The organism is Photobacterium damselae subsp. damselae (assembly GCF_038086725.1).
Classification (GTDB): Bacteria; Pseudomonadota; Gammaproteobacteria; order Enterobacterales; family Vibrionaceae; genus Photobacterium; species Photobacterium damselae.
The window spans coordinates 1,888,369-1,914,681 of the sequence record NZ_CP146970.1; the positions used below are offsets into that span (position 1 = coordinate 1,888,369).

General features: G+C 38.3%; 21 protein-coding genes. 7 read left to right on the plus strand and 14 right to left on the minus strand.

The features are described from left to right. Window positions 1–112: 112 nt before the first annotated feature. Both WAX86_RS08500 and WAX86_RS08505 read left to right on the plus strand, forming a co-directional pair. Window positions 113–289, plus strand: a complete 177-nt coding sequence (locus tag WAX86_RS08500) for a hypothetical protein (protein WP_153274592.1) — start codon at window positions 113–115, stop codon at window positions 287–289. Between the two features lie 791 nt (window positions 290–1,080). Then, the gene (locus tag WAX86_RS08505) at window positions 1,081–2,571 is read left to right on the plus strand and encodes a sodium:alanine symporter family protein (RefSeq protein ID WP_065170420.1); all 1,491 of its coding nucleotides are present in this window, start codon (window positions 1,081–1,083) and stop codon (window positions 2,569–2,571) included. Between the two features lie 95 nt (window positions 2,572–2,666). Here the strand turns inward: WAX86_RS08505 and pepT are convergent, their stop codons facing one another. The 3 genes from pepT to WAX86_RS08520 all read right to left on the minus strand — a co-directional run bounded on the left by pepT (window position 2,667) and on the right by WAX86_RS08520 (window position 5,294). Then, the gene (gene pepT, locus WAX86_RS08510) at window positions 2,667–3,908 is read right to left on the minus strand and encodes a peptidase T (RefSeq protein ID WP_005298934.1); all 1,242 of its coding nucleotides are present in this window, start codon (window positions 3,906–3,908) and stop codon (window positions 2,667–2,669) included. A gap of 57 nt (window positions 3,909–3,965) precedes the next feature. Continuing rightward, window positions 3,966–4,823 (minus strand): MurR/RpiR family transcriptional regulator, encoded by an 858-nt coding sequence (locus WAX86_RS08515; protein ID WP_005298932.1) that lies wholly within the window; start codon window positions 4,821–4,823, stop codon window positions 3,966–3,968. 186 nt (window positions 4,824–5,009) lie between these two features. Continuing rightward, window positions 5,010–5,294 carry a hypothetical protein gene (locus WAX86_RS08520; protein WP_036763687.1) on the minus strand — a complete coding sequence of 95 codons (285 nt, stop codon included), beginning with the start codon at window positions 5,292–5,294 and terminating at the stop codon, window positions 5,010–5,012. A 224-nt stretch (window positions 5,295–5,518) separates the two neighbouring features. Here WAX86_RS08520 and WAX86_RS08525 point away from each other — a divergent pair, with 224 nt between their 5' ends. Both WAX86_RS08525 and WAX86_RS08530 read left to right on the plus strand, forming a co-directional pair. Further along, on the plus strand, window positions 5,519–5,911 hold the full coding sequence (locus WAX86_RS08525; RefSeq protein ID WP_341488634.1) for a hypothetical protein: 393 nt from the start codon (window positions 5,519–5,521) through the stop codon (window positions 5,909–5,911). A 104-nt stretch (window positions 5,912–6,015) separates the two neighbouring features. Then, entirely contained in the window at window positions 6,016–6,381 is a 366-nt protein-coding gene (locus tag WAX86_RS08530; RefSeq protein WP_005298931.1) for a hypothetical protein, read from the plus strand. 147 nt (window positions 6,382–6,528) lie between these two features. On the opposite strand, the gene dcuC is transcribed toward WAX86_RS08530, so the two are convergent. The 7 genes from dcuC to cobA all read right to left on the minus strand — a co-directional run bounded on the left by dcuC (window position 6,529) and on the right by cobA (window position 13,332). Next, complete coding sequence (gene dcuC / locus WAX86_RS08535; RefSeq protein WP_065170417.1) at window positions 6,529–7,884, minus strand: C4-dicarboxylate transporter DcuC; 1,356 nt, start codon at window positions 7,882–7,884, stop codon at window positions 6,529–6,531. Window positions 7,885–8,190: 306 nt separating this feature from the next. Beyond that, a complete protein-coding gene (locus WAX86_RS08540; protein ID WP_341488635.1) occupies window positions 8,191–8,820 on the minus strand; it encodes an SH3 domain-containing protein in 630 nt (209 codons plus the stop codon). Window positions 8,821–9,017: 197 nt separating this feature from the next. Then, window positions 9,018–9,485 (minus strand): hypothetical protein, encoded by a 468-nt coding sequence (locus tag WAX86_RS08545; protein WP_036763683.1) that lies wholly within the window; start codon window positions 9,483–9,485, stop codon window positions 9,018–9,020. A 110-nt stretch (window positions 9,486–9,595) separates the two neighbouring features. Next, the gene (asrC, locus tag WAX86_RS08550; RefSeq protein ID WP_068968097.1) at window positions 9,596–10,606 is read right to left on the minus strand and encodes a sulfite reductase subunit C; all 1,011 of its coding nucleotides are present in this window, start codon (window positions 10,604–10,606) and stop codon (window positions 9,596–9,598) included. A gap of 10 nt (window positions 10,607–10,616) precedes the next feature. Continuing rightward, window positions 10,617–11,450: an anaerobic sulfite reductase subunit AsrB gene (gene asrB / locus WAX86_RS08555; RefSeq protein ID WP_341488636.1), complete on the minus strand. Its 834-nt coding sequence runs from the start codon at window positions 11,448–11,450 to the stop codon at window positions 10,617–10,619. 8 nt (window positions 11,451–11,458) lie between these two features. Further along, window positions 11,459–12,505 (minus strand): anaerobic sulfite reductase subunit AsrA, encoded by a 1,047-nt coding sequence (gene asrA, locus WAX86_RS08560; RefSeq protein ID WP_341488637.1) that lies wholly within the window; start codon window positions 12,503–12,505, stop codon window positions 11,459–11,461. Continuing rightward, a complete protein-coding gene (gene cobA / locus WAX86_RS08565; RefSeq protein ID WP_341488638.1) occupies window positions 12,505–13,332 on the minus strand; it encodes a uroporphyrinogen-III C-methyltransferase in 828 nt (275 codons plus the stop codon). Before cobA ends, asrA begins: the two co-directional genes overlap by 1 nt. A 412-nt stretch (window positions 13,333–13,744) precedes the next feature. Here cobA and tsgA point away from each other — a divergent pair, with 412 nt between their 5' ends. Next, window positions 13,745–14,932: an MFS transporter TsgA gene (gene tsgA, locus WAX86_RS08570; RefSeq protein WP_005298914.1), complete on the plus strand. Its 1,188-nt coding sequence runs from the start codon at window positions 13,745–13,747 to the stop codon at window positions 14,930–14,932. A gap of 87 nt (window positions 14,933–15,019) precedes the next feature. Here tsgA and WAX86_RS08575 read toward each other — a convergent pair whose 3' ends face one another. The 3 genes from WAX86_RS08575 to WAX86_RS08585 form a co-directional block, all read right to left on the minus strand. Then, a complete protein-coding gene (locus WAX86_RS08575) occupies window positions 15,020–19,555 on the minus strand; it encodes an SslE/AcfD family lipoprotein zinc metalloprotease (protein ID WP_341488639.1) in 4,536 nt (1,511 codons plus the stop codon). Window positions 19,556–19,782: 227 nt separating this feature from the next. After that, window positions 19,783–20,244, minus strand: coding sequence for a hypothetical protein (locus WAX86_RS08580; RefSeq protein ID WP_341488640.1), 462 nt, complete (start codon window positions 20,242–20,244; stop codon window positions 19,783–19,785). Window positions 20,245–20,483: 239 nt separating this feature from the next. Beyond that, window positions 20,484–21,113, minus strand: a complete 630-nt coding sequence (locus WAX86_RS08585) for a TetR/AcrR family transcriptional regulator (protein ID WP_005298909.1) — start codon at window positions 21,111–21,113, stop codon at window positions 20,484–20,486. A 164-nt stretch (window positions 21,114–21,277) separates the two neighbouring features. Here WAX86_RS08585 and WAX86_RS08590 point away from each other — a divergent pair, with 164 nt between their 5' ends. Together WAX86_RS08590 and WAX86_RS08595 are read left to right on the plus strand one after the other, a co-directional pair. After that, window positions 21,278–22,369 carry an efflux RND transporter periplasmic adaptor subunit gene (locus WAX86_RS08590; protein ID WP_106142915.1) on the plus strand — a complete coding sequence of 364 codons (1,092 nt, stop codon included), beginning with the start codon at window positions 21,278–21,280 and terminating at the stop codon, window positions 22,367–22,369. Then, window positions 22,362–25,457 (plus strand): efflux RND transporter permease subunit, encoded by a 3,096-nt coding sequence (locus WAX86_RS08595; protein ID WP_341488641.1) that lies wholly within the window; start codon window positions 22,362–22,364, stop codon window positions 25,455–25,457. Before WAX86_RS08590 ends, WAX86_RS08595 begins: the two co-directional genes overlap by 8 nt. Here the strand turns inward: WAX86_RS08595 and WAX86_RS08600 are convergent. Next, on the minus strand, window positions 25,449–26,153 hold the full coding sequence (locus WAX86_RS08600; RefSeq protein WP_005298903.1) for a DNA-binding response regulator: 705 nt from the start codon (window positions 26,151–26,153) through the stop codon (window positions 25,449–25,451). The two genes, WAX86_RS08595 and WAX86_RS08600, sit on opposite strands and share 9 nt — an antisense overlap. Window positions 26,154–26,313: the final 160 nt, after the last annotated feature.

A 26,313-nucleotide genomic window follows, 5' to 3' on the forward strand; every position in this document is an offset into this window, starting at 1 on the left:
GGCGCTCTACCCTGTATCGTTTTTTCTTAAACGTGAATGGATTTTCCGTTCTAAATCAATGATAGAGCGCTGAACCTCACTATATATAATAATAAAGAATAGGATCTTAATAATGAACAAGCTGCCTTTATGCCCAACCTGTGGGCAAAATGATGAATACCTAATTGATGATAACGGTTGTTTTACTTGTTTATGCGGACATAGTTTCTATATTGATGAAGCAGAATGGAAAACACAAATAACTACATCTAAGTTAAGTCCTACCCATGAAGTCCCTTATTATCATTAAATGAGAATGGTAGTATTTGCATATGAGCAAACTGCGCATACTACCATATTATTTTTGACCTTTTTTGACCCAACATTACCTAGTCCGTCTTGGCTCCCCTGCTAAAAACGCTCAAAAAAACAGCTTTTAAATAATTTTCTTTAATTTCCCACTATTTGATAATTCATTTATCTTCCTTAGATTAAATCCTTTTACATTTATCAATAAAATAATGATAACAACAGCACTTTCTGAGGTTAATGGATCTCCCCTTCTATTCTCATTTTTATCTATTTTGCACCAAAACAACGCATTAATAATTTATCGTTACTTTAAATTCTCATATAGCAAGAATAATTTGTTAAAAAATATGAGCTATTTTTTAAATATCAGACTTATATAAAACCCCATAATTTAGTTAATATTACGTTAAAAATTTGTTTATGAGTATTTGGACGCTGTTCACAATTGACAACTCTAACATATCCAATCAAAAACATAAGCAATTGAAATAAAACAATATAATTTATATGGGCATTTATCCTGTAAATCTATTACATGGAATTCATTCGAATTATGTGATATAGATCTAGTTGGATTTTCGAGATTTCATGCTACTTTGCATCCGCTAAATTTGGTTACACAGTCGATTCAATGTTTCTCGTATGTGAAATTTATCACCTAGATTGAACATACTTTAAGCAACCAGAAAATCTATTATACAGAGTCGACTACTCGAACAATCATGGAAAGAGACATTCATTGTTCACTCTTTTGCAGATGCTTCATGAGTCTAGTTACAGGAAAAATTTATGAGTGTTACTAACGAAACATGGATTACGTCATTAAATGACGGCTTAATGTCAATCATTGGCGTAATAAACGGCGTTCTATGGGGCCAACTACTTGTTTACTTACTGGTTGCAGTAGGTGTCTACTTCACTTTACGCTTAGGCTTCATCCAAATCCGTCAATTCCGTCATGCGATTGATGTCTTAAAAAGTGGCCGTGACTTAGAAAACGGCATCAGTTCTTATCAAGTATTCTGTACTTCAATGGCAGCTCGTGTCGGTACAGGTAATATGGCTGGTGTTGCCGTTGCTTTAACTGTTGGCGGTCCAGGTGCTATTTTCTGGATGTGGTTAATTGCACTATTTGGGATGGCAACAGCATTTATTGAATCAACCCTTGCCCAAGTTTACAAAGTTAAAGATGTTGATGGTCAATATCGTGGCGGCCCAGCTTATTATATGGAAAAGGGTCTAGGTCAACGCTGGATGGGAACACTATTCTCTATCTTCTTGATCATCGCTTTTGGCCTTGTTTTCAATGCCGTACAGGCAAACACAATTACTGATGCTCTAAATCACTCTTTTGGTGTTAATAAAACCATACTAGGTATCGTGATTGTTGCCTTCTCTGCTTTCTTTATCATGGGTGGTCTACGCCGAGTAGCGCAAGCGTCTACCAGCATTGTTCCTGTAATGGCAATTGGTTACTTGTTAATTGCTATTGTCATCGTTGCTATGAATATTTCTGAGCTTCCTGCTGTTTTAGCACTTATTGTGAAAAGTGCATTCGGCTGGCAAGAAGCAGCAGTTGGTGGCGTGGCGTACACCATTGCTCAAGCGATGCAAAGTGGTATTGCTCGTGGCTTGTTCTCTAACGAAGCAGGTATGGGTTCAGCGGCAAACGTAGCAGCAAGTGCAACACCAAACCCAAACCACCCTGCATCTCAAGGTTTTGTTCAAATGCTTGGTGTATTTACCGATACCATCATCATCTGTACGGCTTCTGCTGCAATGATTATGTTATCTGGTGTTATGGATCAGCCGGACCACGCAACAGGTATTAGTCTACTTCAGCAAGCACTAACTAATGAGCTTGGTGGCTGGACAACCTACTTTATGGTTGCTGCAATTATCTTATTCTGTTTCTCATCGATTATTGCAAACTACACCTACGCAGAAACAAACATTATGTTCCTAAACGGTAATACGAAGAAAGGCTTATTTGTTTTCCGTCTGTGTGTGTTAGCAATGGTGATGTTCGGTTCTGTAGCCTCTCTTCCTGTTGTTTGGAATCTAGCAGATGCCTCGATGGGACTGATGGCAATGACCAATATTATTGCTCTTGTATTCCTATCTAAGCTGGCAATCAAAGTAATCAAAGATTATGAACATCAGCTTAAGGCAGGTAAGATTCCGGAATTTGACCGAACTAAATTCCCTGAACTTGATGATCTTGATGGTGCATGGCATCCAGAAGAGATGAAATTAGAAGAAGCGCAGTTTAAGAACTAAACAACGCTTTGATCAAAAAAATCAGCATATCGAATGAACTGACCCCCAATAGTTGGACACCAATTATTGGGGGTCTTTTTATTTTCTAAAATCGGTTACTTTGCCATTTTTTCTGCAGTGATTTTTATTACTTCAACAACAACATCGCTAGCTGCTTGCAATGAATTCACAGGTAGATACTCGTATATTGAGTGGAAATTATGAGCACCGGTGAAAATATTTGGACAAGGCAATCCTTTTTGCGAAAGAACGGCACCATCATAACCGCCACGCATCGGAGTGACTTTCATCTCAATATTATTACGCTTATACGCTTCTTTAGCGATATCTACTGGGAAATGAGCTTCGCCTTCTAAGCTATTAGCAACATTTTCATAACGATCAGAAAGATCAATTTCGATCGCATTTTCACCCCATAACGTCTTACAACTATCCGCTAATTGCTGCAAAAACGTCATTCTTTGACGATATCCCTCTTTGGTAAAATCACGAATATCCATTTTTAGAACAGTTTTAGCACTATTACCTGACAGCTCTTTTACCCAATAATATCCTTCTCGACCCTCTGTATATTCTGGAGCCTCCCCTGGTGGCAACATTGCAATAAATTTATGCGCCATTAGTAAAGAGTTTTTAAGTTTTCCTTTCGCTGACATTGGGTGAGCCGATTGCCCGATAAATGTAACCTCAGCATTACCTGCATTCCAGTTTTCATAAACAAACTCACCAATACCACAGCAGTCTAAGGTATACCCAAAATCGGCGCCAAAAGAGTCTACATCAAAAGCTTTTGCTCCACGTAGACCTTGCTCTTCATCAGGAACAAACCCTACTTTAACTGGGCCATGTTCAATTTCTGGGTGATCTTGCAAATATTGAAGCGCATCTAAAATTGCCGCAATAGCCGCTTTATCGTCAGCACCCAATAAACTTGTACCATCTGTCACAATGATCTCTTGGTCTACATATTGTGCGATTTCAGGAAATTCTGAAGCTTTTAATATAATGTCTAATTCTGGATTTAAACAAATATCTCCGCCTTGGTAATTTACAATATGCGCATGGGTATCATTTTTTTGTTCAGCACTGGTATCTAAGTGGCCAAAAAATGAAACCGTTGGTATTTGTTTGGTCGTATTTGCGGGCAAAGTAGCGGTTAAGATTGCCGTTTCTCGTAGTTCAATGTCTTGTAAACCTAACTGCTCGAGTTCTTGTTTAACCCAAAGTGCAAGTTCCATCTGTCCAGGTGATGATGGCATGATCCCAGCGGCACCCTTCTCACGATCTGTAGTGGTATTAATGCGAGTGTAATTTAAAAAACGATCCACTATGTTCATTGTATTTTCCTAATTCTAATTTCAAATTCACAACTTTTTTAATGCTACTTTGCATTGTCAGGTTTTAAAGAAACTAAACTCTTCAAATAACCCTTCTATTCTTTGGAAACGATTTTCTTTTTCTTTATGAATCGAAAGCCCTTTTATCAATCCTTCGATAACAGCAAAGCCAGCCGTTCGGTTATTGAAAAAACCATTACCGGCACTTTCGACAACAAACTGAATGTCACTATAGGCTGCAAAAGGATTTACGGCCTGATCGGTCATGATAATGATTGAACCACCGTGTTGATGAAACCACTTAACAAGACGAACAGTCACGCTGGAATATCGATGATATGAGATCGCAAAAAGAATATCGTCTTTGCCAACATCCACCAATTGGTGAGGAAGTTTAGAAATATCTGCTTCAATAAGGATGACCTCACGCCGCAGATAGCGAGCCAACAAATAGAAGTATGTTGCTAGTGCTTCTGATGAGGCACTCCCCATTACATAGAGCTTACCTTTTGGTTGGCGCATTAACTCAAGAGCAGATTCAAACTGCTCATCGGTAATATTATGAAAGGTTTTATCTAAATTACTGAGCACTTCAGTATGATGCTGTGCTAATAAATTATTTTCACTAGAACCTAAATCGCCGTTATCCGTTTCATAACGTTCGATAGGTGTCGTTAATGTATGGGTAAGTTCAGCTGTCACCTGTTTTTTAAAATCGATAAAGCCAACAAAGCCCAAACGTTGCAAAAAACGCCCTAATGTTGCTTTGCCCACGCCAATCTGTTTACACAGTTCATCAATTTTCGCGAAAGGTAATACGCTATAATTCGCCATAAAATACTGAGAGATCCGCTGCTCAGCATCTGTCATGGATTGGAAGTGATTTATTGCGTCAATAAAATCCTGTTTATTCATGGTAGTGGTTTCCCAGAACTTATCCATTTTGGGAAATTTTTCCACTACACAATACAAACTACAAGAGAATCCCTTTTTCCCATCACCAAATTGTGATCATTAGACAAGATGCACAATGAAATGACGTCAATAAATTCAGAGACAAATTAAAATGGCCTACCAAAACATGATAGGCCTCGTTGATATTTAATTGAGATAGCCATGTGCTTGTTTCCAACTATCACTCATTTGTTCTAAAACACAGCTAGGTAGAGGACGATGAGCCTGAGCAGGTTTTGTTACTATGGTTCGATAACCTGCCGCTTTTAATCGCAAATCAAAGGATTTATCAATGGGCATTCCCGCTCGTGCGAGATCATAACGAAATACCCTTAATGAAAGGTACTCATGGGCTTCGAGTTCTCCACCATATGGGTATTTGAGAACCTTTGCATAAGCACTTTTTGCCAGTTCGAAGTTCACGCTAATCATATGCTTACCTCCAAGTCCAATAGGGCTACTGGTTATAATCACAGTATGATGTTATTTTCGAAAAAGCAAGGTGTTTCTCATTAAATATGTTCAAATCGATTTTATTTAGGGAAAATTTGTGAACTCAGTAAATTGACAAGTAAAATATTGCCTTTAGTTTCCTAATAGGAATATTTTTTACTTACTGTTATGATTAATATTATTATTTTGTTTGGAATCACTTCATGTTAACCACGCGATCTTGCATTAAGACTGTCTCCCTTTTATTGACTCTTTTATTATCGGCTTGCTCTAGCGAACCATATGTTGGTGAAATAGAAACAATGGAAGGTGTATACACTTGGGGGCATGAGGTTCATAGTTTTCAACCTTGTAATACAGATAAATACTACTGGGTCGAAGGACAAGAATCTGTTCTAAAACCATTGATAGAAGAAGCATCAAAACTTCAAGCAGAACAAGAAGAACCCTATCAACCTATCTATGTCAAAATTAAAGCAGAAATAGAGCCTCAGGTTACAACAGGATTTGCTGCCGATTATGATGGAGCAATCAAGATCTTAGCGGTGCAAGAGACACATGCATCGGTTCCTACGCAATGCAAAGCGCCATTGTAATATTTGAATAAAAATTCGTCACTATTAACCAAAATTAAGGGTAATTCTTCACTCTATTTAGAGCCTGAATTACACTAGCTTAGTTAAAGTTCAAAGGAATCCACATGCAAAAAATCAAGATAACACCAAATCCACATGTTGCAGCGATTTTTCAAGGTTGGTCTGAGGACTGGTCAAAAGAAGCAAAAGCAGAGCAAAAAGATTCGGCAAATCAATTTCATACTGTATACAAAATTGCTGGCGAGCTGTTCACAAAAGGTGGTGAACTGGATGCTAACGTTGTGTCTGCACTCTACAACGATTGTAAGCAAAAAGTCACAATGTCTAAAGCAATGGTTGATAAAGTAAAATCAGCCCTGGCCAACGATGAAGAAAAAGCCGAGCTATTGATTAAAAAGATCAACACAACAGCGCAAGATGCCGCTTATATTGTTAAAGAACTTGGCCAACAGATGCTTGAACAAGCTTAATATCTGATTGATAGGTCACCTCCTATAACACAGGTATACTTCTTTAATTTGAATATAGAAAAGCGAGCAAGAGATACTCTCCTGCTCGCTTTTTATTTTCTCTATCCAAACATCTTCAAAATACGAAGTTATTTGGATTTAAGCGGATTATAAACCAATAATCAAAGAAACCGCCGTTGATACAATAAGCGCACCAATCATTGGAATTGCAGTTCGTTTAACTAGCTCAAAAGGTGAAACTTCTGCCACACCAGCTACGGCAACAATCGCCCCGGTAATCGGAGACATTGAACGAGCAATACCCGACGCCAACTGCATAGGCATTAACATAATGATTGAGTTAATTCCTACTTTACCTGCAATTTCTGGCACCATTGCGGCAAAAGAGAAGAACGGTGCATTACCAGAGCCCATCAAAATAGCAGCAAAGGTAATAATAACAACCATCAGGATAATCATGATTGCTGGAGATAAAGAAGCATGAACCGCAGCATCAATTACTGTATCCAAAAGACCAATTACCTTCATACCATGAGCAAAGACTTGGCCGGCAATAACTAGAGTTACTACGCGAGCAAACTGACGACCCATGCTATCAAAGTAAACAATAATGTCATTAAAGACCGCTTTAGCTCCTTGACGGAATCCTTCACAAATCATCGCAACAGCAATCGATATAAACATGGCCGTCACTACATCGATCTTCACACTTTCGATCGCTAAAGGACTTAAAATCATGATTAGACCAAGCGGAATGATAGGTAAAAATGCGTACCATGATGGTGGGTTCGCCAATTCATCTTCAACTTGGATATCATTATTATCAGCTTGAACTAATCCTTTCTTATCAAACCACTGTTGCACAAAGAAATGCAATACAGCAATGGTAATCATGGTCGCAATAGCAACTGGCATTTGGTAATTAACAAAGTACTCAGTCACTGGCATATCTGCCGTTTTTGCTGCAAGATTTACATTACCTGATGCAGGACCTAAATCCAAACAGGCTGAAGTTGCAATAACCGCAACCGCCGACATCTTACTAACACCAAGACGAACCAGAATTGGATATAGCGTTACCATTAGCAGCAAACCAAGGCCAGAAGCACTTGGAATAAACACGTTTAAGATCTGACCCATGATATAACCCAGAGCCATCACGAAATACGGTGCTTTAAAATATCCTAATGGTTTTATAGCAATATTCACTAACGCTCGTGAAGCGCCAATATGATCCATATATTTAGCAAAACCACCCACAGCCATAATGATCAGACCTAGTGATCCAACGGTTTTTGCTGTTGTGTTTTTAATAAAAGTAAAAATATCTAGCCAGCTATTACCACTTGATGCCCCCTCAGGCAGTGGCGTGCCAATATTAAATATTATTGCGGCGGACATCATAACGATACCACCAATAAACAACGTCGTTTGGGGATTGAACTTCTTATAGATCAATGTGCCCACTAAAAAGATAACAATCAAACTAAATACGGTAATCACAATCAGTACTCCATGTAGTGATTAATCCAGCAAACAGTTGTCATATTAACCAATTAAAAAGAGATAACAGCCCTTAATAATAAGCACTATACATATCTATGAAGCCCATCAATAAATCAATAATGGGAAAAAACATTCCACTCTATGGGAAAAAACATCTTCCCAAATTAGTTGTAATAACTTACTTACAATTGATTATTTATTAATCTAGAGGATGGATTAAAAATGCTACTAACTTTTTAGGAGATGCAGCAAAAGCTCCTCAATATTGTGATGAATATCAAAGAGCTTTTGGGAGAAAGAAGGTTATTTAGTTTCTGATGTTGCAGATGAAACTGCTTTAGGTTGACCCGTCTTCACGGCTGTTTTTGTTGGTTGATCCATCTGCATCATGATATGTTGCTGCTCACCCATCATTTTCATCATGTTAGCTTGCATACTGTCCATATCACCCCATGAGTTTGCAAATGCGTTATTCATATCAATTTGCATTTTCTGCATCTTATTAAAGAATGCTTTAGCTTCTTTATTATTAGGCGCAGATTTTCCTTGGAACTGGGTAATTTCATAATGCATAGGACCGTATTGCGTTTGAACAACCCCTTTGGTTACCGTTTGCACACCATCGTCAGTTTTTGTTGTCTTCGTGGTTTGGTTACTTTTTGTTGCTACCGATTTAGTCGCATTTTGCATATCACTGTTTTTAACCCATCCAGTCTGACCATTTGATGGATCACCGACTTTAGACCAATCTTTATCGATGAAAATAGTCATTAAAGGAGCATCGCCATTTATTTTTTCAATGACTTTTGACTGAGCATTAGGTTGTGAATAAATGGTAATATTACCAACATCATTATTATTGGCAGCCCAAACTAAAGAACTTGCAACTAGAGCTGCAGCGCCTGCCAAAGTAAATACAACACCCTTTTTCATACGATCCTCCCGCATGGACTATTACTGATAAAAATTAGATTTAAACTTGGCTACAGAAGTCATACTTAAAAATCATAAGTCATGCCTTATCATCATCCAAGTTATTGAGTCTGACGAGAGGCAATATTGAAATCTTAGTTTAATCAGATTAGACCTATGAATATCGAATAAGGTATCGGCCTACTTTGATGATATGTCTAGAAATGTTCAGATGTACAATGATAGATCTTACCTAATAATACTTTTTCATAGCCAATTTGCAGTTGTTTAAGAGACTGTTCAATTTGAGTAAACGCAAAACTAAAACGCTCTTTAACATCAATAAGCCATACCACTTTTTGACCTTCTACAATACAACTCTTAACTTCTTTCACTTTTTCTTTTGCATCAAAATCAAAAATATTTAATTGATAATCAATAGCAGAATCCCCAATTAAATTATCTAGTGATTCAGGGATCTCTGATGAAAATAAAATAATATCAGCTTGCTGAAGTTGATGATAAGCATACAAAGAGAGTTTTTCTGGAATTAATGGATCGATTTCAATACAACTTAAAACCGAAAGTATTGAAATATCTTGATGATCAGCATCAACTAACTCAAAGTGTGAATTATCATTAACTGCGTTTGATAAAGAATAGGTTGTATCTACTAGTGCTTTCATAATTGTTATACCAAAATCCAAACAAAGCTAAGATATTAAATTTGTTCAGATATCTCTTTAATGAGGGGAGAAAATTCTCCCCTCTTATTTCTGTTTAACTATTTATTGTATTAATTTGCAGATTTCACATGCATATTTGCAACGTATTCATCTTCAACCCAATAAATACGCTCTGCCACTTGAGCTTCAGGATTAAGCTCAACGTTTCTAAGTACACGCTCTTTAAATTTATGGTAGCCTGCTCGGTCAATAAGATGTCCCATATGTAAATATACAGGCTTACCTTCAAGCATCTCTTTTTCAAATGCCAAAAGGTTTTCAATCACTTGATGAAGTACATCTTCTGTAACCCAGTTTAAAAACATCTTACCCGTACGAGGCGTTTTCTTTGAAGTACGTCCCCCTAATTTCACCATATAGAGTTGTTTTGGGTCACGTTGCCAAGCCAATGTTGGACAGGCTAATACGCATTCACCACAGCCAATACATTTGCTCTCTTCTTTTATTGCCTTCCCGTTTTTAAGAGATAAACATCCAACCGCATGGTGTTCACAAGCACGAACACATGCACCACAGCCAATACAACGTTCAGCATTAAAGTGCATTTTTGCCACACCTAGTACCCCAAAATCAGCCATATTGGCTTTAGCACAATCGTTAGGACAACCTGCTAATACAATCTTGAGATGATAAGGCTGAGGGTAAATATGATGCTCTAACCGTTGAGCAAGACCTGTGGTGTCCGTATTTGCTTTTTGACAAATTCGACTGCCCTGACAAGCCACAATGTTACGACCAGCAATACTTTTGTACCCAGCTTGAGTATCTTCAACATCAATACCACATTGCTCAACAGTAATCTCTTGCAAGAAAGGCTCTAAGGCTTTGTTCACCTTATCGATATCTTGATATTTTATTCCAGGCATTGCGAGCTTCTGACGAGTGGTTAAATGGATAATGCCATTACCAAACTCTTGAGCTATATATTGAGCTACCGATAATAAATGAGCAGGCATGATACCGCCCGGAATACGAACACTTATCATGCACTCGCCACGAACTTTAGACAGACGATAATCACCATTTGCTCGTGTCTTAATAATATCTACATCGAGATCCATCATCTAATCCTCAATCTACTAAATACTCAGCTTGGTCAAAACGAAATACGGGGCCATCAACACAGACATACTTATCACCAATTCGGCAATGTCCACATTTGCCCACAGCGCATGCCATCTTGCGTTCGTAGTCGACCCAAATTTGCTCTTTTTTAAGGCCTTTATTTAATAGCGCTTGAACTGCAAACTTGATCATAATTGGTGGGCCAACCACTATGGCTTGAGTATTCTCTAGTTGAGAAAGATCTAACTGTTCAAAGTAATCAGTAACTCGACCAATACAAAATTCATTATTCGCCTCCCCTTCATCCAATGTAGTGATTAGGTTGATATTCTCTCGCCATAGCGGCATACATTGACGATATAACACTGCATTTTGATTACGAAAGCCCAGAATCGCATCCATACCAGAAAGTAGTTTAGGTTGTTCACTAAAGTGCTGGATTAAACCTTTAACAGGAGCAACACCTGTACCACCAGCAATAACGATAAGATGTTTTCTGTTGTAATCATTAATAGGATATCCATTACCGTGAACCCCGCGCATCCAAACGCAATCACCGACATTGAGTTCAAACAGTTTATTGGTGACTTTACCTACTTTTCGGATCAGTAAATCAATATAGTCTTCACCGCAGTCAGAGACTGAAATAGGCGCTTCGCCATACATTGGCAGTGATACTTCAACAAATTGCCCTAAACGGGCCGGAAAATCTTTTTCGACTCGAAAGTTCCATTCTGTATCTGTATAACGGGTTATCTCTAAAATTTTGTACGCCTTTGGCAACAAGGTGTTGTTATGACGTCCGCAGTTACATTGGTAAGTTGAATCATGCTGACACATAGAAACTCCTATTGTTGCTCTGATTTAATCGCATTTTCTACAATATCAGTCATGCGATTAATAATTCGGGTAAAAGAGATATATTGAGGACAGCGATCGATACAACGACCACATCCCACACACATATGTTGAGTTCCTTGGCGAGCTTTATAATCATTCACTTTATGCAATGCTCTAAAACGTAATCTTTCGCCCGTTTTATCTCGAAAAGAGTGACCACCAGCAATGGCTGTAAAATCACCAACCATACAACTAGCATGTTGTCGACGACGCTCACCGTATGTAGGATTTTCATCATAAGCAAAGTCGAAAACACTGTAGCAACTACAGGTTGGACAAGAAGTTGTGCATCGACCACAGCCTATACAACGGCGATCATACTCAGCCCAACTGGGATCATTTTGTAATATTTGACGGATTTTCTGAGGATCAGAACAAACTTGCTCCGGTAAGCGAACTTTAATCTGATTTTCTTGCACAAACTTAGGTTCATATTCTCTATCTGATCCTAGCTCAGCAAAAAAAGGGATTAGTGCTTCATCTTTAACTTTAATTACTGCTCCCTCAGTACTGACACGTATAGCCGCCGCATAATTATCTGTTTCGTTTGTTCCCATCGATATACAAAAACAAGAATCAAAGCTGTGTTCACATTCAATTAATATCAGCTTAAGTTTATCTCGTAGAGTTTGATAATAGATATCTCGATTACCACCATTTTCTAAGAACATATAGTCAAGTCGTTCTAATGCATGAATATCGCAAGCACGAAGAAATACAATCGTTGGCTTGGCTGTATGCTCTGGTTCAATGATCATATCGCCATGAAAATGAAACAGGGTTTGAGTAATAGGAAAGATAATCTCTTTTGCGGAAAAATGTGACTTCTCATGCCACACAATCTCTGACGCAGAATGAATATTTTTGTAAATTAAGTTATCTGTATGTGCAAATCGACCACCAAAATGTTCATACGTTGGAGCCATTATTTGATATGAGCATTTAAGCTCCGATATCAATCGTTCCAACTCTGTATTATTTAAATACTTAGACATTACATCACACCTTCATAGTGAATATTGTTTTCTTTTTTTATTCCATACCAGTTTATTAATTCAGCAAGATTAACAACCTCTCCAACAATAATAATGGATGGACTTTTAATGGATACTTGGTAGAGTTTTTCTGATATTGTTTTAAGCGTTGCAATAATATGGTGATGCTGATTTGTCGTCCCCTGACTAACAATCGCAATCGGAGTATTAAAATCCATCCCATGATTTATTAAGCTTTGAGTAATCCATTCAACCTTATGTAAGCCCATATAAAAAATAAGAGTATGATCCAAATGAGTTAACGCATCCCACTCAATTTGGTAGCTATCATCCCCTCCATGAGCTGTAATCATAGTCACCCCACGCGATATTCCTCTGTGTGTTAAAGGAATCCCACTGTAAGCCCCGCAACCTATTGCAGCTGTAATTCCGGGAACGACATCGTATGAGATCCCTTGTCGTTCGAGTACTAACGCTTCTTCACTTCCTCGTCCGAAAATAAAAGGATCACCTCCTTTGAGACGACAAACAATATGACCTTGATTAGCAAGTGTTATTAATAGCTCGTTAATCTCACATTGCGATGTTGATACACAGTTATATTTTTTCCCAACTTTAATTAATTGAACCTCATTAGGGACTAATTGCAGTATTTCTCTTGATACCAAATTATCGTAAACAATAACCGTCGCATTTTTTATTATTTGCAAAGCCCTAATTGTCAATAAATCAGGATCTCCTGGACCAGCGCCAACTAAATGGACAAATCCTCTTTCTTTTCTGGAAAAAATAGACTTAACATTATGACTATTTGGGTTGATTGACATAACAAACGCTACCTAAGCACTAATCTTATATAAAGAGTAATGTCATTTTATTTAGATAACTATTCACTAATTACTTAATAGGTATTTAGGAAAATTTAACCGTTTTATTTAATTGACCTATATCAAACGAAATAAAGTAATCTTATCTCTATAATGAAAATTTATTATTTATATTTAGGAATAAGGCAATATTAATCGAAATGCATAACACCATGATAATTAGTGACACAAATCACAAAATAAACACCTTTTAAGACAATACTGAATAAAACCTGAATCAGTTAATTCCATTTCAGAATAATTTTTCATTTCCTAGTTATTTTTTGTGAGTGTAATCACAATTAAATGTAATATGAATTGGTAGGATTCGCATCACATTATTTCTATTAAGACCTTATATTCAGGATTTGCTATGACAAACAAAAATCGCAACCTCCTGACATGGATTAGTTTTTTATCATATGCGCTAACGGGCTCACTAATCATCGTCACAGGTATCGTGATGGGTGATATTGCTAAGTATTTCGACTTACCAATATCAAGCATGAGTAATACCTTCACCTTTTTAAATACTGGTATTTTAATTTCAATCTTCCTGAATGTTTGGTTGATGGAAATTGTTCCGCTTAAACGTCAGCTAATGTTTGGCTTTGGCCTAATGGTACTTGCCATTCTTGGTTTGATGTTTGGTCATAACCTTGCATTATTCTCTGGCTGTATGTTTGTACTCGGTGTCGTAAGTGGTATCACTATGTCTATCGGTACTTATTTGATCACCCATATTTATGAGGGTAAGCAACGCGGTTCTCGCCTACTCTTTACTGATTCATTCTTCAGTATGGCGGGTATGATTTTCCCTGTAATTTCAACTGCCGTACTTGCCCATCATCTTGAATGGTACTGGGTATACGCTGCAATTGGCGTGATCTATCTTGCTATCTTTATTCTAGCTCTAATTTCTACTTTCCCTGAGTTAGGTAAAAAAGAAGATGAACAACAAGCTGCTCCAGAGAAAGAAAAATGGGGTGTGGGCGTATTATTCTTATCCATTGCTGCACTTTGTTACATTCTAGGTCAACTTGGTTTTGTTTCTTGGATTCCAGAATACGCGACCAAACAGTTAGGAATGACAATCACGGATGCTGGTCAACTTGTAAGTTACTTCTGGGGAGCATATATGATCGGTATGTGGATCTTCAGTGTGCTGCTTAAGAAATTTGATCTTCAGCGTTTTGTGATGGTGCTTTCTGCCCTAGCGACTCTACTGATGTACTGGTTTAATACCGATACTGATGCGAAGACACTGCTTTACGTTATTTCTGCATTAGGCTTCTTTAGTAGTGCTATTTACACTTCAATTATTACTCTAGGTTCACAGCAGACAAAAGCGGCTTCTCCTAAGTTAGTTAACTTTATTCTACTGTGCGGTACCATTGGTACAATGTTAACTTTCGTTGTTACCAGCCCTATTGTTGAAAGCTTTGGCACTCACGCTGCACTGATGACAGCAAATGGATTATACGCTGTTGTATTCCTAATGTGTTTCCTTGTCGGTTTTGTGACTAAACACCGTATTCACGGACACGCAGACGCGGCTTAACTTTTACAGTTAGTTCCGTTAAAACAAAAAAGCCATCGCACTTAATTATGCGATGGCTTTTTGTTTATATGAACAAATAACTTTGAGTTAGATTTGCTCAATCGCTAATGGATTCGTTGTTGGCTTAGGTAACTTCATATCTCGCACTATCTGAAGTCCAGAATCAGAAATTCCACCTTCATAATTAGGCGCTATTGAATTTGGTGAAAAATACGCTTGGGAACCTGGATTCCAATCCTTAAAGAAATCACTAAGATCCCGTTGGGAAGCATAAGATGCACATACCATCAATTGATCACCTTTTGTTAAGCCCGATTGAGGTTGGCACCAATTAGTCTCACCAATTAATGTCATCTCATTGTCCAACTCATTACGAGTCAAGCGGTGCATTAACTTAAAGAGATCCCAACCTGATAAAGATGATTTTGCGTTATAGAACGCAGGAACATCTTTATCTAGATACCAATCTTGAATATTAAATTCAGATTGTGCCCATAACTTCAACTGAGCAAACATGACTAGACGCATACCCACATCGGCCTCAGCCCATGCATGTATTCGATTTTGCGCAACAAATTCTGGTGCAATACGAATGTCCTGCTCAACGCGCTTCATTTTTCCTTGATGCTTTTCTTGCATATAAAGAGCAAAAATATTATTAACCACTTCAGTTGCCCCTTCGACTGCAAAAGGCGCTTCTGCTGCATTATGACCAACTTCATGAGCTAATAACCAGCTAGTCAAAGGCTGCAAACCAATTTCTTGGCTATCTGTATTGAAGCTAGAGTTCATCACTGGGTAACCAGAATGTGCAGCACCAATTGAAATTGCAATATCATTCACAAAATGATGTTTATTATTAGGACGAGATGAATCGGTTGCTCGTTGATTTGAGCCGCCTTCACCATCTTGACCATCTCTAGCATAAAAATCATTTAGATCTTGAGAGAAAATATCCAACTCTTTAGCAAAACCAACCGCGCCATTAAGGTAGTTTTTTGCCTGTAGATTCTGACTTGGTGCTGTATAAATAAAACTCTGAGATTCAATTTCACCAATTGGTGCAGGTGAGTTTAGATCATTTACCCACTGATTATCCTTAAACCATGGCGCATTTACTGTGCCAGAGAAGTTTAATGTGACATGACCCGTTTCATTTCCTTGAACATATATCAGGCCACCATAAGGTGCTGTAATAGTCTCAGTTGTGCCCGGTTGTAAAGTAAATGTTTTAGTTATACGTGGTGGACGTTTTAGACCTAACTCATGTTTTTCTCGTCCAGTCAAATCATCTGCAAGTGCAACTATCACTGTAATGGGTTTAGTATTACCTGATGCTGCAATCGTCATTGGCTCCTGTGCTATTGCCCATTGACCTGTTGATTGACGGTTGCCTGCAAACCAAGCCGCAGTCTTATTACTTAAATCGACAGCCACACTTGTACCGCCACCGCTTGACCTAGCCTCCCCTGGATATTGACGAATATCAGCTTTAATATCTAGATCAAAATAACTGCGCCCCAGCATCAAACGTGTTAGTGGTTTCTCCATATAATTAAGAGGGTAGCTTGGATTCATCCAACCAGAATATTTCCCATTTCCGGCTTTATAAATCATATTATTATCTTCAAGACTTTTCTTTAGCGAATCACTACAGGTAGTTTGACCTGGTACTTTATCGCCATAACAGTTTAAGAATTCAGTAAATCGAGCAAATCCTAAATCGTCTTGGCTAACATCATTATCCACACGATAATCAATACTGTTCCATAACCATACTGACATATTTTGATATAATCGATTTAAATCAGTATTGCTTAGACGAACACCCTGTTTTGCTTTGGTCCGGAAGTACAGTTCATGCTGATATAAGCGTTCTATATTTGTGCCTAAGTCTGCCGCTTTAATCATAGAATTAGCAACAGCGTTACCTAAAGCAAGTTCAGTGTAACGTGGAACAAACATTGTACCTGTTACAGGAATATCACTACCTTGACGACGCTCCAAACAATTTACTTCATAATCATAACCACTATTTTTACAAACTTCATAACCATCAAAGTGACTTAAAATTTCGTTTTGCTTAGCTGTAATTTGTTCTTGCGTTAGATCTGGTGTTTCTTCAAAAAAAGCCGGTCGAGTAATTAACTCACCTTTATCATTTTTTTCTTGCCATGTAGCGACTTCTAATTTTGGCTTATCGTCCGGTTTATTATTCGCAATATAATCCCACACGACAGATCCATCAGGTGAAATAGTATATGGAAGCTTATATCCATCACCTGATTCGTTTTTAACGCTAGCATAACGCTCTAATACCCAAATCGGATTTGCTCTTAATGAACGAGGGCGGTCAGGATACCCCTGCTTTCCATTAGGAACGACTGAATGGCGAGTAACGGCAATACCAGCACTATCAAGTAAACGCCCCAACTCACCTGTATTCTCTTTATCTAGGGTTTCCATAATAAGAATGGAACCACCTAGTTCAACATAGCGAATAAGTGCGGTGATATCTTCTTGAGTGAGTTTAGGCTTAGTGAGATCTGCAGATAGTGGTACATCATAATGACCTTTAATATCAATATAATCGAACCCATTTAAGATCAAAATAGGCATTTCTCTAGGATTAATATCAAAGTTAGCAATCTGTACAGTTTCTACATTGAAGACTTTATTATCAATAATGTATTTAGCTGAATGACCCCTTGTCTGGCCACCTTTTTTAAAATAAACCGTGGAGATATTAGTACCAATTGTAATCGGCTCTGCTGATGTAGAATATTCAGCCGATAGTTCTTTAAATACATTATTAAAGAAATTCGCCATATCATGACTATCATTTGTCTTAGAACACACCCCTTGAGCATTTACACTGCCATCCCAACTATAACCATTAGGGCAAACTAATATACTATTATAGCGGGCATTACCCATCAGCATGACTTTACCAAGCCCAATTTTACCTAACGTAATAAACGGTAAATTAAAAGTTGCACGCTCATGACCTACGAGTTCAGGCTTAACAATGGATGGTGATTCAGTTATAAATGCTAAACCATGATTATCCCATGCTGCTTTATCCCCAAAGGAGATCCAGTAATTATTATCATTACGGGCCATCATGACAGGAAATGCTGAATTAGAGATATTTATCGCAGCTTGTCCCCTTGCATTACCCGTACTGCCATAAAAGTTGGTACTATCATGAAAGACATGGAACTTATGAACTGGTAACCATCCTTGATTGATTCCCCATAAATTTTTCACTTGATTTAAGACATGCTTGGCATCACCCGTTGATGCGTTCATGACTCGATCGCTACTACTGGTACTAACATTGTAAAAACGAGTTAAGTTATCCATGAGATTTAGCTCAATAGCCTGATCAACCTGATGAGCTAACCCTGATTCAAATTGCTGCTCAAACTCACCTTTTACTTCAACAATTTCAGTACCATTGTTAATTTTTGTCGACTCAGATAATGACAACTGAATAATATCGTTAATCACATTAGGATACTGAGAAAAAATATTTTTAACCGTAGGGGCTACTACAATATGGTCTGCTCCCGTTGAATATCGTTTGAGTAGACGTTCAATATTACGCCCCTGGGTTTCGGGAGCTAATTCTGTTAGATAAAATGAATTTTTATTTCCTCTCACCTCGCCAAGCTCAAACGTATCAATACCAAAGGAAACAGTATCCCCCCAGTTAAAACTGAATTTACCTGTACTGTCTGTAATACCGCGACTAGATAAACTGTAGTACTCAACACCTTGAACTGGCAGTCCATTAGAGTCAACAAGAACAGCTTCAGCTAAAATAGGCTGCTGTGGCTTATAGTGATAGTTATCTTCTGCATTAGCAGAAACAAAACCTGAATTTAAATCGTCTGATGCTCCAGGAGTTACTACTGGCTTAATATCAGGCTTATGAGTAGATGGCTGACTATCTGGTTGAATGTTCTCATCTGCTATTTGCTGTAACAATTGGGAAAATTCACTCGGAGCTAAACTTAAGTCACTATCACTCTCATAAAAAGTTTTAAACTTTAGTAAATTTAAGCTCTGTAATTCTAAGTTAATTGTTTTATCTGTTAATACAGCAAAACGATTAAATAATGTATTTAAATTATCTTTTATATTTGACTTTTGCTCATCAGACAATGAAGAAAAACGGTCTGAATCCATTAAGTCTAATGTCCTTTGATAGAGAACATCGCCTTGTTTTGACGGCGATAATCCAACATTAGAAAATGTAGCAAGCTCTATTTCAGCATAGGTACAAGAAATACTGCTACCAGCATCAAAGGTAAATCCATTAGCAGGCTTGTCGTTACATAAAATTGTAGGTCCAAAAATTTGGCTATTATTAAAGCTAAATAACCCATTAATAACGATTGGACTAGATGGTTCCAGAGGTATTAATGGTTTCTCTGGCTTAACAGGTATTGAAGGCTCTAGCGGTATAAGTGGTTGCTCCGGCTCAACTGGTATTGAAGGCTCTAGCGGTATAAGTGGTTGATCTGGCTCAACAGGTATTGATGGACTATTACTATCACCATTACAGCCCGTCAATAAAGCGGCAGTAATTGCAAGAGAAAGGAGTTTTAAATGCATAAATGACTGTTCTTATAATAAAATGTATTGTTCCCCTTTCTTATATTTCCAATTAATTAGGCAAGCAATTGTCAAATAATTCAATATATAGCTAGCGATAAAATATAGTCAAATTATTAAAAATTATACTTTAACCACAACGAATATATTCCATGTACAAATTCATCATCCGCCAATAGATTGACTAAAGCTCAATAAATTCAATAACTCACCGAGCTTAAATATTATCAACCATTAAACTTTCTTTTATCATCGATACGCTTTCTATGCCAAATAGAATAATGACGTAATCCTGCTGGACCATGAGCAATAATCACTGAGAGTAATAAAACAATGATATAAAGAGCAGGCTTATCTTGAGGTAAGATAGCAAATAATCCCAATAAGCCTAGTTTTACATAAGTTAATACGCCCTTAAGTTGGATCAACCATAATCGAGAACTGATGATTTCAAAGCCAACCATAATCACTCCCGTTACCATAGCTAAAACCCACCAATGTAACCATAACGATTTATCAACGCCATAAAAGACTCCACCACTCATTCCAGCAATACCAAGAATGTGTAGTGCACGAATAAACGTCTTACCTAAACGCTGGATCCAAAAGCGAGTTTCAGACATACCAAATTGACCTTTGTGATCGCCTTTAGGTGATTTTTTATTCAAGTGATGAGAGCTTTGTTTCATAGTTGATAAACTGAGTAATTAAGAGAGTGGCAAGGATAACGGATTCCCTCAATTTTTGAAACGCACTCTATAAATTGAATAGATAAAAAAAACCCGCTTCAATTTGAAACGGGGAGATACAAAGGAAATTAATGTGATGGTCACATTTAAATTTAGGAATTGCATTTCTGCACAAATGATTAAAACTTATAGAGAACGTCTTCGCTAATTAGTTCTCTTTAAATCCGTTATTAGAGGTTTTAATTATCAACTTGATACCCTGCTAAAAACAGATCAACACAAGCATCTAAATAATGATGAAGTTCTGTTTCAAGCTCTTGCGTCTCTTGACCTAAATAACGCCAATACACCGCTTTACCATGCCACATTAACAATAATTGCATTGCCGCCTGCTCAAGCGTCATGTTCTCAGGAATAGCAATAATTCCCTGCTGCTGTTTTAATTCAAGAAACTGAACTAACAAAATAACCGTTGCTTCTGGGCCTGCCGCCAAATACGTTTTAGCTAAATCAGGATGATTATCAATTTGACTGATGGCGGTACGAAACATAAGAACCGCTTCAGTACTGAGCAACATAGCTTGAAATCGATAGGCAAACTGACACAAAAATTCACGAATCGGTAATGAGTGATCTAGCGCGGTTTCAGTAAACTCAGCAGCAACACATTTAGCTCGTATACACGTATCAAACAAATCATCTTTCGTTTTGAAATGGCTATAAACTGTTTGTTTTGATACGCCAGCTTGTTCGGCAATTAAGTCCATTGAAGTCATATAACCCTGTGACATAAATAGCTCACTGGCCGCAGCCAAAATTTGTTCTCGCTTTCTTTGACTTCGAGGGGTTAACACTTTTTTCGTACTCATTCTCAGCGCCATTTTCCTAAAATTCTAATCAAGATCTAATTTTTACTTACTGTCACAATATTTAAAACAATCAAACTGGACAGTCTAGTTTTGTTGGATTAATTTTCAACTCAAGTAACACTTTCTTATATACTTCTTTTGCCACGTAAGGGATAACACCTACGATGTATTACCGTTTATATATTCATCTATGGCTCGTATGCAGCGTTATGTTACAAAATGTGGCATTCGCATCTGAACTAAAATCCCCTTTACTCATTAATGGCCTTCAACTAGAGCTTCAAACCAGTTACCAAATTCCACGAGAGTTTGTTGGATTCATTCAAGCAAAACAGCAAACAAGTTTAGGCTCGGAACTAAACGGTAAAGTAAAACGTATCTTAGTAGATGTAGGAAGAAATGTTACGGCAGGCACACCACTTCTCGAACTCGATACCGACCTGTTACAAACAGAAAAGCAGCAACTATTTGCCCAGCAGCAACAGTTTCAGGCGCAATTAGATCTTATTAATACTAATTTAGCTCGACAACAAACTTTACAAGCGAAAGGATTTAGCGCTGCGTCAGAAATTGACTCTCTTCAAAGCCAACGAAAAGCCTTGCTAGCCAATTTGAGTCAATTACATGCAACCTTAGCAGCCAACCGGTTAAAACTGACCAAATCCACAATTCGAGCGCCTTATAATGGCAAAATTAGTGAACGTTTTGTCTCTCAAGGTGATGTTATTAATATTGGAACACCCACTTTTACCTTGCTTGCAAATGATCTAACCGAGGCTCACATCGGGGTTCCTGCGAAATATATGACGCAGATTTTAAACCAACCTAGCTGGCAGATACGTATCAATAACAAGCTCTACCCGGCTCAATTATTAAACCCAGGAGCGAGTATTGACCTTAACTCTCGTACTGTCGAGCTTCGCTTTGCTCTTCAAGCGCCTCTTCTAACAGGAGAGTTAGCCTATCTAACATACCAAGATCACCAGCAACAAAATGGGTATTGGATCCCTCTTACTGCGTTAACAGAAGGGCTGCGTGGCGTCTGGACCGTTATGGCAATTGTGCCAAAGTCTGACAAAAATCATCAAATTTTAGAGCAGCGTACCGTCAAAGTGATTTTTGCTAATGGTACTGACGCCTATATTACAGGAGCGATTCACCCCCACGAGCAGATTGTAGCAGATGGTTTACATCGCGTTGTTGCAGGCCAAGAGGTTGAAACAGCATTGCAGCCAAAGGGTAAAAATAATGAATAAGATTCTGGCGAACAGCCGCTTATTAACCCTTTTTATTGCCATTATTATTGTGAGTGGAATCTCTGCACTAATGTCGTTACCAAGAGCAGAAGATCCCATTATTCGTAACCGTAATGCGACTATTACAACAGTACTGCCCGGAGCAACTACAGAGCGTGTGGAGTCTTTAGTCACAGAAAAAATTGAAAACCAGTTACGCCAACTCGACGAAATCGCACTTATAACTTCAACCTCTCGCCCCGGTATTTCGGTTGTAGGCATCGAACTACAAGATACAATCTTAGATTCAGAACCCGTTTGGTCATTGGTTCGAGATAAGTTAACCGACATCGAACCTCAACTGCCCGCAGGGACATTATCTCCGGAGTTAGATAGCGATCACAGTTATGCTTTTACCATGATCGTAGCCCTTAGTTGGGATCATGAAAGCGAAATCAACCTGGTCACACTTAGACGCTATGCAAAAGAACTTAGCCATCGTTTACGTAATTTATCTGGAACGGAGTTTGTGGATGAATATGGTTTAATTGACGAAGAAATATTAGTCTCTATCGACCCCACTATTGCCACTAGCCTCAAACGTTCAGCAGCAACCCTATCTGAGGCAATAGCTAACGCAGATGCAAAAAATGCAGCCGGTAGACTGATCAGCCCATCCGCTAACTTTACAATAGAAGTCTCCGATAGCTTAGATTCTCTAGATCGCGTTAAGCAGGTTCCTGTTCTGGTTGATTCCAATGGTCATGTCATTCGACTCAGAGATATTGCAACTGTCACCCATCAACCGTCTTACCCAATGGATGAAATCGCGTTAACTCAGAACCATAATAAGTTGCAACCCAACATAATAATTGCCGCTCGAATGCAACCTCAGTTAAGAGTCGATCAATGGAGTAAAAAAGCGCATCAAATTATCGAGCAATTTCAGCAACAATTACCACATAATATCAAAGCTAAAGTCCTCTTTGAGCAACAGGGTTATACCCAACAGCGACTATCAGAACTTATGGGTAATCTACTGCTCGGTTTTATTATTATTTTATTTGTATTACTACTTACTCTCGGTGCTCGTTCAGCTTTAATTGTCGCGCTGTCTCTACCATTAACCAGTTTATTAACCCTTGCGCTAATGAAATACACCAATATTCCTATTAACCAAATGTCGGTAACAGGTTTAATTGTTGCGTTAGGAATTATGGTCGATAATGCTATTGTGATGGTTGATACCATTGCTCATTATCGTCATTTAGGGGCGAAGAAAATAGAATCTGCTTATAAGGCTCTGCGCCATCTTTGGTTACCCCTGCTCGGCTCAACGTTAACTACCATTTTAGCCTTTATGCCGATCATTTTAATGCCAGGAGCTGCAGGAGAATTTGTTGGTGCTATCGCGCTCACCGTATCGTTTTCTCTTGCCGGTTCTTATCTTATTGCCCACACCATTGTCGCAGGCCTTGCCGGTCGATTCTTACCTAAAAAAGAACCCTCTTCTGCTTGGTACCATACCGGGATCACCTTACCTTCGCTGAGTTGCCGTTTTGAAAAAACATTGGTATGGAGTGTTAATCATCCACTCAAAACGGTTCTACTCAGTCTTCTGTTACCGTTATTAGGGTTTATAGGGGCATCACAACTGACTGAGCAATTTTTTCCACCATCGGATAGAGATATGTTTGAAATACAAGTGTATCTATCACCTCAAAGCAGTGTTTATCATACCCAAGAATTTGTTCAACAACTGGATAGTACATTGCATCAATACTCAGATATTGAACAAGTCCAGTGGGTGGTAGGAGGCAATGTACCTTCGTTTTACTACAATATGGTAGGAATGCAAAAAGGAGCGAACAATTTTGCTCAAGCCATGGTGACTGCATCTGACTTTAACGCGGCTAATCGCATGATTAAAACGTTGCAGCAACAATTACCTATCGATTATCCCCAAGCGCAAATATTGGTCAGAAAGCTGGAGCAAGGCCCCCCTTTCAATGCTCCAATCGAGCTTCGCGTCCAAGGAAACGATCTCAACCAACTTAAGCAAATTGGTGATCAATTACGCTTAATTTTAGCTAAACATCCAGCCATAACAGAGACTCGATCAACGTTGCAATTTGGATTGCCAAAAGTGGCCGTCTCGGTCAATGAAGAAGCCAGTCAGCTAAGTGGTTTATCTTTAACACAAGTTGCGAAACTGCTACAAGCAACCTTAATTGGACAAAATAATGGTAGCGTTATCCAAGGACAAGAAGAGATTCCAATTCGAGTTCGGGTTGCTGATAGCCAAAGAGAAAATCTCAGTCATTTAAATAATCTTTTGTTGCCAATAACCAATGAAAATCAATCTATTGGGTTACCATTATCCGCCATTGCCGATTTACAATTAGAGCCAAGCCTTGGTGCAATTACACGAAGAAATGGTAACCGAGTAAATACTATTGAAGGGTATTTAATTGCAGATGTATTGCCACAAACGGTTTTAAATCAGATAGAGCAGGAGTTAAACCAATACCAAAAAACATTACCTGTTGGTTATAAAATTGATATTGGAGGTGAATCTGCAGAACGAGATGAGTCAGTTAATAACCTTATGGCTAACCTATCCTTAGTTATTACCTTAATGATTATGGTGGTCGTCGTGTCATTTAACTCATTTAGACTCAGCATGATTATTTTTGCGGTTAGTGCTCTTGCAGCAGGTCTTGGCTTATTGTCAGTATGGGTTTTTCAATATCCATTTGGGTTTACCGTCATTATTGCCCTGCTCGGTTTGATCGGTTTAGCCATTAACGCCGCTATCGTCATTCTATCGGAATTTAAAGCCGACCCCGCAGCAAGAGAGGGAAATATGACAGCAGTAGTTTCAGGCACAATGAGTTGCACTCGCCACATCACCTCTACCACAATAACAACTGTAGGAGGCTTTCTTCCTCTGATACTGGCAGGAGGCGGATTTTGGCCACCGTTTGCCGTTGCGATTGCTGGAGGGACACTGCTCACCACCCTCTTATCATTTTATTTTGTCCCTGCTATGTACTGTATCTTAGTGAAGCATCGAAAACTTACGATTAACAACAAGGTTCTAAGTTAACCGTTGTTTTCGAGTACGAAATTCTCCTGGGGAGCAGCCAAGATGCTTTTTAAACACCCGGGAGAAGTACGACACATCCTTAAATCCGGTTGTCAGTGCAATAACTGCAATCTTTTCTTTGTCAGCACTAAGAAGACCACAAGCCATATCTAACCGTTTTTTAATAATATACTGTTTGAGGGTTACCCCCATAACACTGTGAAAGAGGCGTGAAAAGTAGGTTGGAGAATAGTGACAAGCAGCAGCTAGATCTTCTTCCCGCAAAGGTGAGCTAAGATTTTCATCAATAATCTTAAGAGCGGGTCGTAACGGCTCTTCTCTCTCACTGATATCTTGAGTTATTTCATCTTCTACATCATGAGTGTGCAACCGAGTAAAGCAAGACTCTAACTGCTGACGATTAGAACTCGCAGGTAGAATATCTTCACCTCCTGCTCTTAACACGTTTAATGCTAATTCAGAATCTAACTTATGGTATACCACAATCACTTTGGTAGATGGATAACGGTTACGTATCGCTTTTAATAACGTAAATCCATCAGAAGAAGAATCTTTGATCTCCAAAAATACCAATTCTTTACCCGTCATAGAAGCCAGTAACTCAAAAGGCGAAACATCTTTAAAATTGTGTAGCTGCCGTAAGTTTTCTTTTGCTTCACAGTGTTTATCGCTATGCGTACAGTTAACCCAAATCACATCGTCACCTATTTAAGTCTACCCATCTGCCATTGTGAGAATCCCATTACTTATGATTAAATAATTCCTTTTTAGCCTATAGATAATTTTGTGAGTGAATGTTTATTTTTGCCAATTCATTGAAGATCTTACTATTTGAATAGATAAAAGAGTCTCATCA